The organism is Candidatus Pelagibacter bacterium nBUS_25 (genome assembly GCF_051200975.1).
Classification (GTDB): domain Bacteria; phylum Pseudomonadota; class Alphaproteobacteria; order Pelagibacterales; family Pelagibacteraceae; genus Pelagibacter.
The window spans coordinates 834516-850190 of the sequence record NZ_CP172846.1 but is presented as its reverse complement, the minus strand read 5'-3'; the positions used below and the strand labels follow the sequence as shown (position 1 = coordinate 850190).

General features: G+C 31.1%; 16 protein-coding genes. 9 read left to right on the top strand and 7 right to left on the bottom strand.

The window, feature by feature from the left end:
• Positions 1-24: 24 nt before the first annotated feature.
• From ACIJYH_RS04540 to ACIJYH_RS04530, 3 genes are read right to left on the bottom strand one after another with little or no spacing between them, the layout of a single operon-like run.
• Positions 25-1014 carry a phytanoyl-CoA dioxygenase family protein gene (locus ACIJYH_RS04540; protein WP_435162481.1) on the bottom strand — a complete coding sequence of 330 codons (990 nt, stop codon included), beginning with the start codon at positions 1012-1014 and terminating at the stop codon, positions 25-27.
• 14 nt (positions 1015-1028) lie between these two features.
• A complete protein-coding gene (locus ACIJYH_RS04535) occupies positions 1029-1898 on the bottom strand; it encodes a 2OG-Fe(II) oxygenase (protein WP_435162480.1) in 870 nt (289 codons plus the stop codon).
• The gene (locus tag ACIJYH_RS04530) at positions 1899-2843 is read right to left on the bottom strand and encodes a ketopantoate reductase family protein (protein ID WP_435162479.1); all 945 of its coding nucleotides are present in this window, start codon (positions 2841-2843) and stop codon (positions 1899-1901) included.
• An 85-nt stretch (positions 2844-2928) separates the two neighbouring features.
• Here ACIJYH_RS04530 and ACIJYH_RS04525 point away from each other — a divergent pair, with 85 nt between their 5' ends.
• Positions 2929-3798 carry a DUF1907 domain-containing protein gene (locus ACIJYH_RS04525; protein ID WP_435162478.1) on the top strand — a complete coding sequence of 290 codons (870 nt, stop codon included), beginning with the start codon at positions 2929-2931 and terminating at the stop codon, positions 3796-3798.
• Between the two features lie 136 nt (positions 3799-3934).
• Positions 3935-4348 (top strand): MarR family transcriptional regulator, encoded by a 414-nt coding sequence (locus ACIJYH_RS04520; protein WP_023648238.1) that lies wholly within the window; start codon positions 3935-3937, stop codon positions 4346-4348.
• Between the two features lie 12 nt (positions 4349-4360).
• Here ACIJYH_RS04520 and ACIJYH_RS04515 read toward each other — a convergent pair whose 3' ends face one another.
• Together ACIJYH_RS04515 and ACIJYH_RS04510 are read right to left on the bottom strand one after the other, a co-directional pair.
• Positions 4361-5152 carry an HpcH/HpaI aldolase family protein gene (locus tag ACIJYH_RS04515; protein WP_435087527.1) on the bottom strand — a complete coding sequence of 264 codons (792 nt, stop codon included), beginning with the start codon at positions 5150-5152 and terminating at the stop codon, positions 4361-4363.
• Between the two features lie 2 nt (positions 5153-5154).
• Positions 5155-6597, bottom strand: a complete 1443-nt coding sequence (locus tag ACIJYH_RS04510; protein ID WP_435162477.1) for an NAD-dependent succinate-semialdehyde dehydrogenase — start codon at positions 6595-6597, stop codon at positions 5155-5157.
• Between the two features lie 93 nt (positions 6598-6690).
• Between ACIJYH_RS04510 and iolD the strand changes: the two genes are divergently transcribed.
• From iolD to ACIJYH_RS04495, 3 genes are read left to right on the top strand one after another with little or no spacing between them, the layout of a single operon-like run.
• Positions 6691-8535, top strand: a complete 1845-nt coding sequence (gene iolD / locus ACIJYH_RS04505) for a 3D-(3,5/4)-trihydroxycyclohexane-1,2-dione acylhydrolase (decyclizing) (protein ID WP_435162476.1) — start codon at positions 6691-6693, stop codon at positions 8533-8535.
• Between the two features lie 6 nt (positions 8536-8541).
• Entirely contained in the window at positions 8542-8949 is a 408-nt protein-coding gene (locus ACIJYH_RS04500; RefSeq protein WP_435162475.1) for a Gfo/Idh/MocA family protein, read from the top strand.
• On the top strand, positions 8916-9698 hold the full coding sequence (locus tag ACIJYH_RS04495) for a Gfo/Idh/MocA family protein (protein ID WP_435162474.1): 783 nt from the start codon (positions 8916-8918) through the stop codon (positions 9696-9698). The genes ACIJYH_RS04500 and ACIJYH_RS04495 overlap by 34 nt, the downstream gene beginning before the upstream one ends.
• A 7-nt stretch (positions 9699-9705) precedes the next feature.
• Here ACIJYH_RS04495 and ACIJYH_RS04490 read toward each other — a convergent pair whose 3' ends face one another.
• Together ACIJYH_RS04490 and ACIJYH_RS04485 are read right to left on the bottom strand one after the other, a co-directional pair.
• Positions 9706-10881, bottom strand: a complete 1176-nt coding sequence (locus tag ACIJYH_RS04490) for an L-rhamnonate dehydratase (protein WP_435095532.1) — start codon at positions 10879-10881, stop codon at positions 9706-9708.
• A complete protein-coding gene (locus ACIJYH_RS04485; RefSeq protein WP_435162473.1) occupies positions 10878-11876 on the bottom strand; it encodes a 4-hydroxythreonine-4-phosphate dehydrogenase PdxA in 999 nt (332 codons plus the stop codon). The genes ACIJYH_RS04490 and ACIJYH_RS04485 overlap by 4 nt, the downstream gene beginning before the upstream one ends.
• 68 nt (positions 11877-11944) lie before the next feature.
• Between ACIJYH_RS04485 and ACIJYH_RS04480 the strand changes: the two genes are divergently transcribed.
• From ACIJYH_RS04480 to ACIJYH_RS04465, 4 genes are read left to right on the top strand one after another with little or no spacing between them, the layout of a single operon-like run.
• Positions 11945-12916 carry a Bug family tripartite tricarboxylate transporter substrate binding protein gene (locus ACIJYH_RS04480; protein ID WP_435087515.1) on the top strand — a complete coding sequence of 324 codons (972 nt, stop codon included), beginning with the start codon at positions 11945-11947 and terminating at the stop codon, positions 12914-12916.
• A gap of 24 nt (positions 12917-12940) precedes the next feature.
• Positions 12941-13447, top strand: coding sequence for a tripartite tricarboxylate transporter TctB family protein (locus tag ACIJYH_RS04475; RefSeq protein WP_435087513.1), 507 nt, complete (start codon positions 12941-12943; stop codon positions 13445-13447).
• Complete coding sequence (locus ACIJYH_RS04470) at positions 13448-14920, top strand: tripartite tricarboxylate transporter permease (RefSeq protein WP_435162472.1); 1473 nt, start codon at positions 13448-13450, stop codon at positions 14918-14920. It begins immediately after the preceding gene.
• A 1-nt stretch (position 14921) separates the two neighbouring features.
• Positions 14922-15671: an SDR family NAD(P)-dependent oxidoreductase gene (locus ACIJYH_RS04465; protein WP_435087510.1), complete on the top strand. Its 750-nt coding sequence runs from the start codon at positions 14922-14924 to the stop codon at positions 15669-15671.
• Positions 15672-15675: the final 4 nt, after the last annotated feature.

Genomic DNA, 15675 nt, shown 5'->3' with positions numbered 1-15675 from the left:
TATATATTTTATAAAATTATTTATTTAAAAATTAATTAACCTAGATAGATCTCTTTTTTTATTTTTGAATGTAGGTAAAGGATATTTAAAGGCATATTTTCTAGGTATACATTTTTCTTTAGCTTTTTCCCATAGAGCAAGCCATTGTTTAAAATTTGAAATAGTAATATTTTTTTTATTTTTACTTTTTACATAAAAACTTGGTAATGGCTCTCGACCAGAAGTTTGACCTGCTTTATTATATCTGAGATCAGCACTTATTCTAAAATTATTAGATTTATTAGGAATGGAGCAATGTGCAGAGTGTCGGTGTAGCAAAACTATATCTCCCACATTAGCTTCTAAGTAAGCTACTTTTTTTGAATTAAGTAATTTTGAGTCTTTTATTTCAACTTGTCCTCTGTAGCCAGAGTGATGATTTAATAATCCTAATTTATTTATTCCAGGAATAGTGATCATACAGCCATTTCTCTTATTTGTTTTTGTAAAAGGTATCCATACTGTTAAAAGTTCAGTTTTTTTTTGACCTTTAGTGGATAGTACAGCTGCATCTTGATGCCAAGGCGTCCTTCCGCTTAAACCATCATTAATTGATTTTTTAGGTAATGTTTTTTCTGGTTGTTTTATCCTTGTGTTTTGAACTGGGTTAGAAAGTATTTCTGGGCCAAGTATTTTTTCAACAACTTTAAGTATTTTTTTATGTTTAATTAAATTCCAAAGTGAATGGCTTGCAAAGTATTCGCTATCTTTTTTAACATGGTCTCTAGGTAGTCGTGTATTGAAATACTGATCTAGATCAAAAATATTAAGAGAAGATACAAACTTATATTTTTTTTCAAATTTAAATTTTAAAGCTTTTGATATTTTTCTTTCAGGAGAGAATTTATGAATCAGTCTATCCATTACATATTCCATGTCATTTAAGATGGGTTTTAGATCATTATCAAAATTTAAAACATTTTTTACTATTGAGTATCCCTGTTCTTCAAATTTTTTTTTAGTCAATGATTTCATTTTTTAAACTTATATTAATTTGTAGTTGGGATGGTAAGATAATTTGCATCATGAAAAGATGTAAGCATTTTTTTTTTATTTTGAATTATGTGAGGATAATAAGGAATATTATTAAATTTCCAAATTACTGGCTTATTCAGGGCGTAACTTCCATAAATAAAAAACCTTTTAGAACAATTTTTTTCAATAAATCTTTTTACGCCATGATAAGAGTTGGGAGTTGATTGAAAAAAAACAGCTGTTCCTTGCTTAGGTGTAAACTCCTTCACAATTTCAAGTTCACTAATTTTAGGAAATCTCCTGAAGCTTTTTCTTAGATTCTTTTTTGCCTTTTTTTTATAAATAGTAAGTGATCCACCGTTCTTTTTTGGAATATCTGTTAAGTAAATTAAAAAATTATATAATCTTGTAATGTCATCTCGATGTGGTCTTAATCTGTATCCACCTTTTGAAACAGAAAAATCAATATCTAAATTTACTTTTGGATTAGAGTAATTATTCCCAAGTATTTTTTGAAGTTCACTTGAGTTTAATTTTTTTTTAATAGTAAACTTTTTTTGATTAAAAATTTTTGGAATATTTGAATTTGCCCAAGAGCCATCTTTAAAGTTTTTTTTAAATATACTTTCAATTTTTTTATAGAAAGATTTACCATTGAAAACTTTAAAGAGTTTTTCTGAGGTTTTTGATTTTTTAATATAATTATTAAAATTTTTAGACCCTTTGTTTATTCGGCTTCTCCCACCCATGATCATGTCATCAAAAGATTTGGAGTTACTGATTTCTTTAATTAATGTTTTGCAAATACTCTTTGGGATGACGTTTCTACCTACTAAAACTGGAAAATTACTTTTAATTTTTTTTAATTTCTCAATATTTAGCATTTAGCTATACATTCCCTCCTTAACTTTTATCATTTTGTACATTAAATCGTTTAAAGGAGTTTTTATTCCATGTTTTTTTCCAAGACCTGAAACCACACCGCTTATAAAGTCAATTTCAGTTTTTCTTTTATATTGAACATCAAAAGCCATAGATGATTTATTTGTTTGATTGGAGTCTACAATTTTATTAAACATAAATAGACACTCATCCTCAGATACCTCAACACCATCTGCTAAAGCTACTTGTCTTGTCTCTAATATGATTTCTTTACCAAGAGATCTTGAAACATCATTTGCACTATTATTAATATATAAATCTGTGTGATGTAGATCAAAAATTGCAGATAAAGGACCAATTGCAGTTAATGCAAAAAGTTTCATCCATTTTCTTTTCTTTACATCATCTGCCGCAATTGTCTCTAAATTATATGCCGTGAAGGTATCAGCTACCTCTTTAACTCTTTCACTCATACCGCCCTCGTATTCTCCTATCCAAGATGGTAAGGCTGCGTGGTTCATTATATGTCCAGGTCCCAATATATTTGATGCTTGAGTTGTTGTTCCACCTAAAACTTTTTCATCTCCAACAATTTTTTTCATAATAGCCTCATGTCCAAAACCATTTTGAAAAGACATAAAAACAGTTTTTTCACCAATGATATTTTTAATACTGTTGAGAGCTGGCTCTAGAACAGTTGCTTTGCACATTACTATTACTGCATCAACAATACCTACAGTTGATGGATTAGTTGTTGCTTTCACTTTTATAAATCTATCCCCACCATGACCATTCATTTTAAGACCGTTTTTATTTATTGCTTCTACATGCTCTTTCCAAACATCTATTAGAATTACATTTAGCCCTTTTTCAGCTAACAAACCTCCAAACAAACAGCCCATCGCACCAGCGCCTAAAACTGCAACTTTTAAATCTTTATTTATCATTATTTTTTTTAAAATTAATTTATGTATAGATATTATATATATTATCTATAGACATCTTGCAAAATAAATTATAGCTTAATTAATAATGCAATTAAAAATAGAAAAATCAAAATTTAAAGAATATTCATTAGATAAAATCTCTGAAGCTTTGCAAGTTGGATTATCTAATAATTACAAAGCCGTCGAGATATCTATAGTTGACTGTCCAAATTTGAGAGATTGGGGTTGTCCTTCTGAGGGAATAAGTGGTAATCAAAAAATTATAGATGTTGGTGGCGAACCTTACATGCACGATCCTAAATTTATTGGTGCTGAATTCGATTATGAAGAAATTTCTAAAATGATTGGATCAGAAAAAAGTTATGCATTAGGTGCTGGCTCAGGTGCCATGTCTTGTTTAGAAGGTCATTGTGGTGAATTAGTAATTAATGAAAATTTAATTACCTCTGAGTCAAAATCAATTATTGCTCGAGTTGGTGCTAACAAAGAATGTATTGCTGAAAAATATACAGCTAGAAAACATGGTGGCTTAGGCAACGTTTTTTATACTGATGGGGTAAGAGGAAAAGTTATTAAAATTAAAATAAAAGGAAGATCTGGTGAACAAGGCTCTTTACCTCAAGCAATGAGAAAAGCTTTGTCTGATAACTTAAAAATTGAGGGCAACGATCATCTTGCCTTAGCAGGCGTTTTTAGAATATTAAAAGGAAAAATTAAATCACATGTTCAGCCTGATTATGCCGATATTAAACATGAATACTATGACCCCGAACAAATGAAGTGTGTAAAAGATTTTTTACAATTTTATGAACCTGTTGGACCAGAGCTTCAAGGTTACAGCGTACTTTGGACGGGTGATCCAACAGGTGGGGCGCTTAACTTAAGAGAGTTCTGGCGAACACACTCATTTTCACTCTTATACAAAAAAAAATATTGCTGGCCACTATCACTTTGATGTAACACCAGATGAAATAGAGTACGAAGGGTTTTTTAATACCGCAGAAGAAGTGTGCAGAGTTAACAATATATATAAAGAATTAAGCAATAAAAAATAATATTAATTTAACTTTCTTTAAGATAACATTTGACTAATGAAGAGACAATTTAAATATCCTAAGCATTTTGAGGAACAAAAAAAAATTCCAAAAATTACTCAAAAACGAATTAAATTAGCTGAAGTGTCACTTGGTGACTTCGAAGGAAGATTGGAAAATGAATTACTTAATTGGTTCTCATTGACTCCACAACATTGGATCATGTTACATATGGTAATGCTTGCTTATTATAAAAATAAATCAATTACTAAAAATGAATTATTAAAAGTTATTGAAAAATCTTACTTAACCTCAAATGTTTATATCGATACTGCTATTAAAAAAGGATTTTTTAGAATTATAAGAAATGAAAAAGACAAAAGATCTATCTTTATCTTACCATCTGTAATTACAATAAAAACTTTTGAAGGGTTTATTGATAGAAGAGATATTCTTTATAAAGGGATATAATAAATATTTTAATTAATAAGCTTTAGATTCTTCTTTTTTAGAAAAACCTTTCATTTTATCAACTACAGCCTTAGATCCAGCACTTAATGCTCTTTGATCAGCACCAATTGTTACAAAATTAAAACCCTTATCAATCATTTTTTGTGCATACTCAGGCGTACCATTGTGAATTCCTGCAAAAATATTATTTTTTTTAGCATGTTCTAAAATTCTTAAAATTTCTGAATAAGCTTTTGTGCTTTCTGGTCTATCAAAACCTGGTTCTTCACCAATAGCTAAACTTAAGTCTGCTGGACCAATATAAATACCATCAACACCGGGTGTTGACATAATTTCATCAAGCTTACCTAAAGATTCTTTTGTCTCTATCATTGCTAACTTAAGCATTTCATCATTTGCATGTTTAGCATAATCTGAACCACCATAAATTAAACCTCTTACAGGACCAAAACTTCTATAACCATGAGGAGGGTACATACATGCTTGAACAAATCTTTCCGCCTCTTCTTTATTACTTACCATTGGACAGATGATACCGTAACAACCTGCATCAAGTATTTTCATTATTTGGCCAGGTTCATTCCAGTTTACTCTTGCAAGTGGAGTTACATCTGTTGTTGATATAGTTTGCAACATTGGTAAAGCATTAGTGTAATCAACTAAACCATGTTGCATATCAATTGTAAGCGAGTCCCAACCTTGATGAGCCATTACTTCAGCTGAAACAGTGCTAGGAATTTGTAACCAACCATTAATGACAGGTTTACCTGCCTTCATCATTTCCTTAATTTTATTTTTTCTCATTTTTATATTTTTAAACCCATATGAGTGTATTTAACATTTAGATAATCTTTGATTGCTCCTGATCCACCTTCACGTCCATAACCAGTTTGTTTTATTCCACCGAATGGTGCCTCAGCAATTGCAACTACGCCTGTATTAACCGCAACACATCCAGATTCTAATTTTTCAGACCCTATATGAGCTTGGTCCATTGAGTTTGTGTATAAATAACTACATAAACCTAAATCATTATCATTTGCTCTTTCAATAACTTCATCAAAAGTTTTAAATGTTAGAATAGGCACAAGTGGACCAAAAGGTTCTTCTTTCATAATTGTAAAATTATCTTTCACATCATCAAAAACTGTTGGTTCATAATAGTATCCTTTATTAAAACCAGCAGGTCTTTTTCCACCCATTAAAACTTTAGCGCCTTCATTTTTTGTAGTTTCAACTAATTTTTCAATTTCTTCTAATCTTTTTGCGGTAGTTAAAGGCCCTAACTCAACACCTTCATCCATACCATTACCTATCTTAAGTTTTTTTGCTCTTTCCATAAATGCACTTACAAACTCATCTTTTCTATTTTCCTGGATATAAAATCTATTAGGTGAAATACAAACTTGACCGTTATTTCTAAATTTACCTGTTATAGCTATATCAGCAACTTTGTTCATATCTACATCTTCACAAACAATAAAGGGAGAGTGACCACTTAGTTCCATTGTAACTCTTTGAACTTTATCAGCTGCTTTTTTTAAAATTATTTTTCCAACTCTTGTTGAGCCAGTAATAGATACTTTTTTAATAATATCAGATTCCATTAATTCATTTGATATTTCAGCCGGATCACCTGATAGAAGGTTTACCACTCCATCTGGTACTCCTGCTTCTTTACAAATGCTAACTAATTCCATTACTGCGCCAGGAGTAATTGTATCTGGCTTACAAATAACAGAACAACCTGCAGCTAAAGCAGTAGAAATCTTTCTAGAAGCCAAAACTATTGGAAAATTCCAAGGTACTAATGCTGCTACTACACCAACTGGCTGATAATAAACATGCACTCTAGTATCTGGAAATCTACTTTGTTGTGTTTGACCATAAATTCTCTTTGTCTCTTCTGCATTCCATTCAAAAATATCAGCACCACCACCAACTTCTCCAACACCTTCTGCAAGAGGTTTTCCTACTTCAAGTGTTAACCACTTAGCAAGAACATCTTTTCTTTCTCTCATTAAATCTGCAATTTTTCTTAGAGTATAAGCTCTTTGCCAAGGTGCAGTATTTTTCCAAATCTCTAAGCCTTTTTCAGCAGATTTTAGTGCTTTTTGTACATCAGCTGAAGATGCTTTTGATGCTTTACCAATTACTTCTTCAGTAGCTGGATTAATTACATCGTATGTTTCATTTTTTTCTGCTTGTTGCCACTTACCGTCAATGAATTGTCCAAATTTACTATACATAGAATTTATTTTTAAGTTTACTTAATGTGGTTTTTTATTTTATAAATATATTTATATATAAACATTATATACATTTAAAGATAAACTTAATTTATGAAAAAAATTACACTCACCTGTGCTCACGCAGTAGTTAAATATTTAATAGCTCAAAGAATATTAATTAATGGGAAAAAAGAACCTTTGTTTCCAGGTGTATTTGGAATATTTGGGCATGGAAATGTAGCATGTTTAGGTCAGGCACTTGAAGAAAATCAAAATGAACTTCCTACTTATAGAGGTCATCATGAACAAAATATGGCTTTAACTGGTATAGGTTATGCAAGAGCAAAAAGAAGACAGCAAATTTTTGTAGCAACTTCATCAGTTGGTCCTGGAGCAACAAATATGGTAACTGCTGCTGGTGTTGCTATGAGTAATAGGTTGCCAATATTGTTTTTACCAGGGGATACATATGCAAATAGAATGCCAGATCCAGTTTTACAACAAGTTGAACATTTTAATAATCCAGGAATTACAGCAAATGATGCTTTTAAACCTGTAACAAGATATTTTGATAGAATAACAAGGCCTGAACAAATTATTCAATCTTTTCCAGCAGCTGTTCAAACTATGCTAGATCCTGCTGATTGTGGACCAGCTTGCATTGCTTTATGTCAAGATATTCAAGGACAAACTTTTGATTATCCAGAAGAATTTTTTAAAGAAAAAGTACATACAATTAGAAGACCTAGACCTGATGAGTTTCAAATAAAAGAAGCAGCTGAAAAAATAAAATCTTCAAAAAATCCAATAATTATTTCTGGTGGTGGAGTTTTTTATTCTGATGCGATGGACGAATTAAACAAGTTTGCAATTAAACATAATATTCCAGTAACTCAAACTGTAATGGGTTATTCCACAATGAAAAGAGATCATTCACATTATGCTGGTCAAATAGGGGGTTTGGGTGGAAAAAATACAAATTCTCTAGCCAAACAAACAGATCTTGCAATTGCAGTTGGAACTAAACTTGCAGACTTTACTACAGGTTCTTGGGCAAATTTTGAGAATGAAAATTTTAAACTTGTATCAATAAATGTATCAAGATTTGATGCAAACAAACATTTAGCACAAGCTGTAATAGGTGATGCAAAAGTTTCATTAGATGAATTATCTTTAGCTTTAGGCGAGTGGAAGGCTGGAGAAGAGTGGAATAAAAAATCTCAAACTGAACTTAAAGCATGGAATGAAGAAGTTGATAAAGCAAGTGCTCCATCAAATCAAGAGATACCAAGTTATGTTCAGGTTATAGGCGCTGTATACAAAAATTCTGATGCATCAGATATAGCAGTAACAGCTGCTGGCGGACTAGTTGGTGAAGTCGTTCAAGTTTGGAGACCTAGAGAATTAAATACTCATGAAACAGAATGGGGTTTTAGTTGTATGAGCTATGAAATTTCAGGTGCTCTTGGAATTAAGATGGCCAACCCAAATAAAGAGGTTATTTCATTTATTGGTGATGGATCATACTTAATGAATAATACTGATATCTATTCTTCAGTTATTACTAACAATAAACTTATAATAGTTGTTTGTGATAATGGAGGTTTTGCAGTCATTAATAGACTTCAATTATTTAAGGGTGGTAAAGAATATAATAACCTACTTAAAAGCTCAAAAACACCTGGACTTGTAGGTGTTGACTTTGCAAAACATGCTGAAAGTATGGGAGCTAAATCAGAACATGTAAATTCTATATCTGAACTTGAAGAAGCATTTAAGAGAGCAAAAAAATCTGATGTTACATATGTAATTTCAATTAAGACACATGCTTATCAGTGGTTAGAAGGTTCTGCGTTTTGGGATAGTCCCACATTAGAGATCCCAACAACTGAAGAAAACAAAGAAGCTATAAAACTTTATAAAGAGGGAAAGAGCAAACAAAGACAAGGCGTGTAACTCTTTATGAATAAAATATTTAAAGTTGGCCTCATTGGCTGCGGTCATATCTCAGAGACTTATTTCAGAGCTGAAAAATATTTTAACAATATTAAAATTATTAAATGTGCAGATATAAATCATGGTAATGCAGTTAGATGTGCAAAAACCTATAAAATTCAAGCATTAACTGTAAATGAACTTTTAAAAGATAAAGAAATTGAAATTGTTCTTAATCTAACTATTCCAAAAGCTCACTATAAAGTTGCAAAGCAGGCATTGGTTAATGGTAAACACGTTTATTCTGAAAAACCACTTGCAATTAATTTTAAGGATGGAAAAGATCTTTTAAGAATTGCAAAAAAAAAAAGCTTTATATTGGAAACGCTCCAGACACTTTTTTGGGTGGTGGTATTCAAAAATCAAAAGAACTAGTCGATAAAAAAATTATTGGCAAAATTAACTTAGGAAATGCAATTTTTGCTTTTCCTGGAGTTCAATCTTATCACCCTAATCCTGAACCTTGGTTTGCAAAAAAAGAAGGTGGACCAGTAATTGATATGGGGCCTTACTATTTAACTGCTTTAGTTAATTTATTGGGACCAGCAAAAAAAGTTACAGGAAGTATTGTGAATGGAGTTAAGAGAAGAATTATTGGCATTGGACCAAGAAAAAATAAATCGTTTAAAGTTGAATGTCCCACAACTTATTTATCAACTATTACGTTTGAAAATGGAACGATTATTAGGTTAACTTTATCATTTGATGTCATAGCTCACCAAAGAAACCATATAGAATTATATGGTGATAAAGGATCAATGATAGTTCCAGACCCAAATATGTTTGGTGGTTCGGTTTATATTTGTAAAAATTTGGGAGATCCTTGGAAAGAATACAAAACTAATAAGATGCCATTAGGAAAAATTAATATTAGATCTCAAAGTTCAAGAGCTAATGAGGCTTCAACCAATGCAAACTATCGTGGAGCAGGTTTGGCTGAAATGGCTTATTCAATAGAAAATAAAAAGATAAACAAATGTAATGGAGAATTATCTTTACATGTCTTGGATATAATTCAATCTACAATGAAAGCTTGTACTTCTGGAGTTTCTCAACTAATTAAAACAAGTTGCCAGAAACCAAGGCCATTTTTATTTAAGGAAATAAAAAAAATATTAAAGTAGATTTTTATTATTCAATAATATTAAAATCAGATTTATATTTATCAGTTATTGTCAAACCTAGTCCTGGTTTATTATCATCTAAATCAATAAATCCATTTTCTGGCGCAGGGTCACCTTCAAAAATATAATAAAAAAGTTCATTTCCTATTTCCACATCATTAACTGGAAAGAATTCTGAAATTGGACAATTGAAATTAGACATTGTTAAATGATAATTGTGCATTTGACCTGCATGAGGAATAACAGGAACTTGGTGAGCTTCTGCAATCGCATTAATTTTTTGAGCAGCAGTAAAACCACCAACTCTATTGTTATCATATTGAATATAGCTTACTGCCTTTAAATCTAATAATTGTTTAAATCCAAACATGTTAAACTCATGTTCACCACCTGAAATTGGAATCATGTTCATATTATTGAGTTCAGCATAACCATGAATGTCATCTGCTATAACTGGTTCTTCCAACCATCTCGGATTAAATTTCATTAATTTTGGAATCATTCTTTTTGCATAATCTAAATTCCAACCCATATAACATTCCATCATTAAATCTGTATCTTCACCTATTACTTCTCGTACAGCTTCTGCGAGCTCAATATTTTTTTTCATTCCTTCAGGACCATCTTTAGGGCCCCAGCCAAATCTCATTTTAAACATTTTAAAACCTTGTTTCACATAACTCTCAGCTTCTTTTTGAAGATCTTTAATAGGTTGGCTGTAAAGTTTTGATGCATAAACAGGAATTTTTTCTTTTGTTCTTCCACCTAATAATTTGAAAACTGGTTTCTTTGTAATTTTACCCATTATGTCCCAGAGAGCGATATCAATTGCAGAAATTGCAACCATACCAATTCCTCTACGACCCCATGCATGAGTTCTTCTGTACATTTTTTCCCAGATGTAAGCGTAATCAAAAGGGTCTTCACCAATTACTAAAGGTTTTAAATATGTATCGATTGTTTTTTTTGCAACTTGAGGTGCTAAGGCAGCGTTTCCAATTCCAACGATCCCATCATCAGTTTCAATTTCACAAATCAACCATTCATGAAATCTAAACGAACCCATAGCATCAGACTTTTCAAATAAAAGATCTGAAGCATTTGTACAAAAGTTGTTTTGTGGAGGTACAGTTTTACCATTCCATTGGTAAACTTTGGTTCTAATATCTTTTATTTTTGTCATGCTTTATTTTTATTTTCTGCCATTGTTAATGCAATTTTAAATGAATTCAAAGTAGGTTCTAGATTAGCTTCATTTTTGCCAGCAATATCAAAAGCAGTGCCATGAGCAGGTGTAGTAATTGGAACAGGTAATCCACCTTGAACAGTAACACCTCTGTCAAAACCAAATGCTTTTAAGCCAGATTGAAGAGCGTCATGATACATACCAACAATACAATCGTGGTTTTTATTTTTATAAGCAGTAATAAAAGAAGTATCACAAGGCAAAGGTCCATCAACGCTAATACCTAGTTTTTTTGCTTCTTCTATAGCTGGAATAATTTCATTTTTCTCTTCAGTTCCAAATTCAGCATGAGGATTAAGTGCTTGGACTGCTACTCTAGGAACTTTTATACCGTTTAATTTCATTGCCTCATTGATAAGCTTAATTGGTTTCATAATTTTTTCTTTTTTTACATGATCTGGAACTTCTTTAATTGGAATGTGAGATGTAACACGAGCTGTCCAAAAATTATCAATAACATTAAATTCACAAAAGAAATTTTTTACTTCCAATTTTTCAGCCATTAAATGCAATTCATCAGAATATTTATTACCACCCAGTTTTAAACTTGTTTTATTGAATGGACCAAAATTTATCGCGTGTATTTTATTTTCTTTAGCAAGTTCTAAGGCTAAATTTAATGCAGATAGAACACTCTCACCAGACTCTTTAGAGCACTCTGATAATTTATAACTATGATTTTTTCCATTAGAAATATCTAGAAAAAACTTATTGCCTTCTTCAAAATTTATTTGATCAAAGTTATCAACATATTTTAGATTTTGTGAACTACCAGAAATTTTATTACCACCTTCTAAAATATTTTTTTCACCGATAACAATTATGTTAGCATTATTAGTAATCTCCTTATTCAATAATTTAGATATAAGTTCTGGACCAATACCAGAAGGATCCCCTAGAAGAAGCGCAATATTAATTTCGTTTTGAGACATTTTTTTCTTACGATTTGTATCAGATTATGTTTATATAATTAATTATAAATTAACTAAAGAGGGAAATAATGAAAAAAAGTTTTAAACTTTTCTTAGCTGCTGCATTTCTAGTGACTGAATTTTTTGTTATAGCATTACCAATGCTTACTACTTCTGCAAAAGCAGATGGTGCTATTCAAGCAATTACTCACGCTGGTTTTGGTGGTGGTACTGATGTAACTACTAGAATGATGCTTTTAAGAGCTCGAAGAGTTCTTAAACAAGATATGCAATTAGTTAACAAAAAAGGTGGTGGTGGAGCTGTATCTATGGACTACATGATGAGCTTACCTGCTGACGGTCAACACACTTTAACTTGGACTACTGGTCATGCTGTATCAATGGCATTAGGTAAAACTAAAGTTAAAATTAGCGATATGCAGCCACTTGCAAGAGGAACTGATGATCCTCAATTGTTTGTTGTAAATTGTAAAGCTGACATCAAAGATGCTAAAAAATTTATTAGTGTTCAAAAATCAAAATCACTTAAATATGGAACAACTCATGTTGGTGGAATTGATGATGTAAGCGCAATTGCATTTACTAAAAAAGGTGGATTAAAAGATCCAACTATTGTTGCCTATAAAGGTGTAGCTCCAATCAAAACTAACCTAATCAAAGGAGATATTGATGTAGGTGTTTTGAACTTAGGGGAAGCATTAACAGAAATAAATGATGGAACACTATGTGTTTCTGTTGTTTTAGCAAATAATAGAATGGCTAAAATTGGAGATTCTCCAACAGCTAAAGAACTAGGAATACCTGTTTCTTTATCTACTGTTAGAGGTTTCGTAACTAAAAAAGGAGCTCCAGCAGCAAGAGTTAAAGAGTTAGAAGCTGGAATGATGAAAGCTATGGGACACAACTATTACAAAAATTTCTTAACTGAAATCGGTCTTGATGACACTAGTGTAGTTGGTGCTGATGAATGGGGTAAGCAAATGGAAGAAATGCTTACTGAAATGACTGCACAACTTAAAGCTTTAGGTTACATTAAGTAATTTTAAAGATAGTACATTTAATTAATGAACAATGTACGAAAACAAAAAAGGGCAAACAAAAGTTTGCCCTTTTTTTTTAAAGATGAATTTAAAGTTTCATTTATAATAATATTTATTTCTACTATTTTACTAATTACAACTTTTACATTTGATATTGTTCCTCCAATTTTAAACAGAGGTATTCAACCAGCAACTTTCCCAAAGGCATTGTTGGTTTTAATAATAAGTTTAACGTTAATTATTTATTATTTATCAAAAAAAAAACCATGGAAAATTGAAAAAAAATTACCTAAAACATTTTTTTTAACATTACTAAGTTTTATTTTTTTTGTAGTAATTTCAAAAACTTTAGATTTTTTTCTAGCAATTTCTATTTTATCAATTTTTGTGTCTTATAATTGGGGTGAAAAAAGATTATTTTATTTATTATTAGTAGGTATAATTTTTCCAGTAATAGTATTTATTTTTTTTGAAACAATTTTAGGTTTAAGATTTCCACCAGGAATAATAACTAACATTTATTATAATTAGATGGATAATTTATTATTAATGTTGGCACCTCTATTTAGTTCTAAACTAATGGTAGTTTTATTTTTTGGAACTTTATTTGGTTTAATCTTAGGAGTTTTACCAGGACTAGGACCAACAACAGGTGGTGCATTAATTTTACCTTTTACTATGACACTTGATCCTCTTTCAGCAATTGTATTATTAACCTCTATTTACTGTGCTGGTACTTATGGTGGAGCAATTACAGCTATCTTAATTAACACACCAGGAACACCTGCAGCAGCCGCAACATGTTTAGACGGTTATCCATTGGCCCAAAAAGGTGAGGCAGGTAGAGCTCTTGGAATGGCAACGGTATCAAGCACAGTGGGTGGAATTTTTAGTGTGATTATATTAGTTTTTTTTGCACCTTTATTGGCAAAACTTGCTTATGAGTTTGGGCAACCAGAATACTTTGCTTTAGCTATTTTTGGTTTAACTATGCTCGCTTCTATTGGCGATGGAAGTCCAATAAAAAACTTAATTGCTGGAGCTTTTGGAATACTGATTTCAACTATTGGAAAAGATTTTATGACTTCAATAGATAGATTTACCTATGGAATTAATGAATTATCTGAGGGTATTGGTTTTATACCAGTTGTTGTTGGTTTATTTGCAATTAGTGAAATGTTAACTCAATCAACTTTACTAGATCAAGTTTTTAAAAGAGTAGCTTTAAAAGCAGTAAAATTACCATCACTTAATGATTATAAACAAACATGGAAAACTATTTTAAGATCATCAGGTATTGGATCTTTTATAGGAGTGCTTCCTGCAGAAGGTGGCACAGTTGCATCTTTAATTGGTTATTCTGAAGCAAAAAGATTTTCAAAAAAACCTGAAGAATTTGGTAAGGGTTCAATAGAAGGAATTGCAGGAGCAGAAGCTGCTAATAATGCTGCAACAGGTGGAGCGATGGTGCCAACACTTGCTTTAGGTATTCCTGGTAGTGCAACTACTGCCGTAATATTAACGGGCTTAATCATTCATGGGGTAAGACCAGGTCCTGATTTATTTAGAGAGCAACCAGAATTTTTATATGGAATTTTTGGTGCAATGTTAATTGCTAACGTACTATTTTTTATATTTGGTTTTTTTGGCGCTAAGATTTTTGCAAGAATAACATTGGTACCTAATAAGATTTTATGGCCAATGATTTTTGCAGTGTCTGTTTGTGGAACTTATTCATTAAGTCAATCAATTATAGATGTTTGGATAATGATATTCTTTGGATTACTTGGATTTTTTATGAGAAGATATGGTTTTTCAGTTGTTCCAGTTATTATAGGATTAATATTAGGAGAATTGGTTGAGGGTACTCTTAGACAATCATTAGTAATATTTGATGGAAATTGGTTAATGTTTTTAACAAGACCTATTGCTTTAACATTCTTTATTTTATCTTTAATTGCTCTAGCTTTTCCTTTATTAAGATCAAAAAAGAAAAAAAAATAATATGATTAAATATGATTTAGGTAAAAGAGTTGCAGTCGTTACAGGTGGAGCACAAGGTTTTGGTTTAGCAGTAACTGAGAGATTTATCGAAGCTGGTGCAAAAGTAGTTATTTGGGATATTGATGAAGATGCTATAAAAAAAGCATTAGACAAAGTTAATTCTGAAAATTTAAGTTACCAGATTGTAGATGTAAGTAATTTTGAAAATATCACTAAAAGTTTAAATGAAATTGAAAGTAAAAATGGTAAAATAGATATTTTTATTAATAATGCTGGGATTGCTGGAAAGAATACAACAGTTGCCGATTACCCTTTAGACGAATGGAATAAAGTTATCAATTTAAATCTTAATTCGGTTTTTTATTGCTGTAAGGCAGTTGTTCCATTTATGGAAAAAAATAATTATGGAAGAATAGTTAATATTGCTTCAATAGCTGGAAAAGAAGGAAATCCAAATGCAAGTGCTTATAGTACTTCAAAAGCAGGGGTTATTGGTTTAACAAAATCATTAGGTAAAGAATTAGCTCTCAAAAATATAGCTGTTAACTGTGTAACACCAGCTGCTGCAAAAACTAGAATTTTTGATCAAATGACAGAAGAACACATAAATTATATGCTCTCAAAAATTCCAAGAAATAAATTTGCAAAAGTTGAGGAATTAGCATCTTTAGTTACATGGTTATCTAGTGAAGAAAATTCATTCTCAACTGCTGCTGTTTTCGACTTAAGTGGCGGTAGAGCAACTTACTAATAAT

What these genes read in the sequence shown, in the direction of transcription:
- ACIJYH_RS04540 (WP_435162481.1), bottom strand. Translation starts at nt 1,014, where the DNA reads ATGAAATCATTGACTAAAAAAAAATTTGAAGAACAGGGATACTCAATA.
- ACIJYH_RS04535 (WP_435162480.1), bottom strand. Translation starts at nt 1,898, where the DNA reads ATGCTAAATATTGAGAAATTAAAAAAAATTAAAAGTAATTTTCCAGTT.
- ACIJYH_RS04530 (WP_435162479.1), bottom strand. Translation starts at nt 2,843, where the DNA reads ATGATAAATAAAGATTTAAAAGTTGCAGTTTTAGGCGCTGGTGCGATG.
- ACIJYH_RS04525 (WP_435162478.1), top strand. Translation starts at nt 2,929, where the DNA reads ATGCAATTAAAAATAGAAAAATCAAAATTTAAAGAATATTCATTAGAT.
- ACIJYH_RS04520 (WP_023648238.1), top strand. Translation starts at nt 3,935, where the DNA reads ATGAAGAGACAATTTAAATATCCTAAGCATTTTGAGGAACAAAAAAAA.
- ACIJYH_RS04515 (WP_435087527.1), bottom strand. Translation starts at nt 5,152, where the DNA reads ATGAGAAAAAATAAAATTAAGGAAATGATGAAGGCAGGTAAACCTGTC.
- ACIJYH_RS04510 (WP_435162477.1), bottom strand. Translation starts at nt 6,597, where the DNA reads ATGTATAGTAAATTTGGACAATTCATTGACGGTAAGTGGCAACAAGCA.
- iolD (WP_435162476.1), top strand. Translation starts at nt 6,691, where the DNA reads ATGAAAAAAATTACACTCACCTGTGCTCACGCAGTAGTTAAATATTTA.
- ACIJYH_RS04500 (WP_435162475.1), top strand. Translation starts at nt 8,542, where the DNA reads ATGAATAAAATATTTAAAGTTGGCCTCATTGGCTGCGGTCATATCTCA.
- ACIJYH_RS04490 (WP_435095532.1), bottom strand. Translation starts at nt 10,881, where the DNA reads ATGACAAAAATAAAAGATATTAGAACCAAAGTTTACCAATGGAATGGT.
- ACIJYH_RS04485 (WP_435162473.1), bottom strand. Translation starts at nt 11,876, where the DNA reads ATGTCTCAAAACGAAATTAATATTGCGCTTCTTCTAGGGGATCCTTCT.
- ACIJYH_RS04480 (WP_435087515.1), top strand. Translation starts at nt 11,945, where the DNA reads ATGAAAAAAAGTTTTAAACTTTTCTTAGCTGCTGCATTTCTAGTGACT.
- ACIJYH_RS04475 (WP_435087513.1), top strand. Translation starts at nt 12,941, where the DNA reads ATGAACAATGTACGAAAACAAAAAAGGGCAAACAAAAGTTTGCCCTTT.
- ACIJYH_RS04470 (WP_435162472.1), top strand. Translation starts at nt 13,448, where the DNA reads ATGGATAATTTATTATTAATGTTGGCACCTCTATTTAGTTCTAAACTA.
- ACIJYH_RS04465 (WP_435087510.1), top strand. Translation starts at nt 14,922, where the DNA reads ATGATTAAATATGATTTAGGTAAAAGAGTTGCAGTCGTTACAGGTGGA.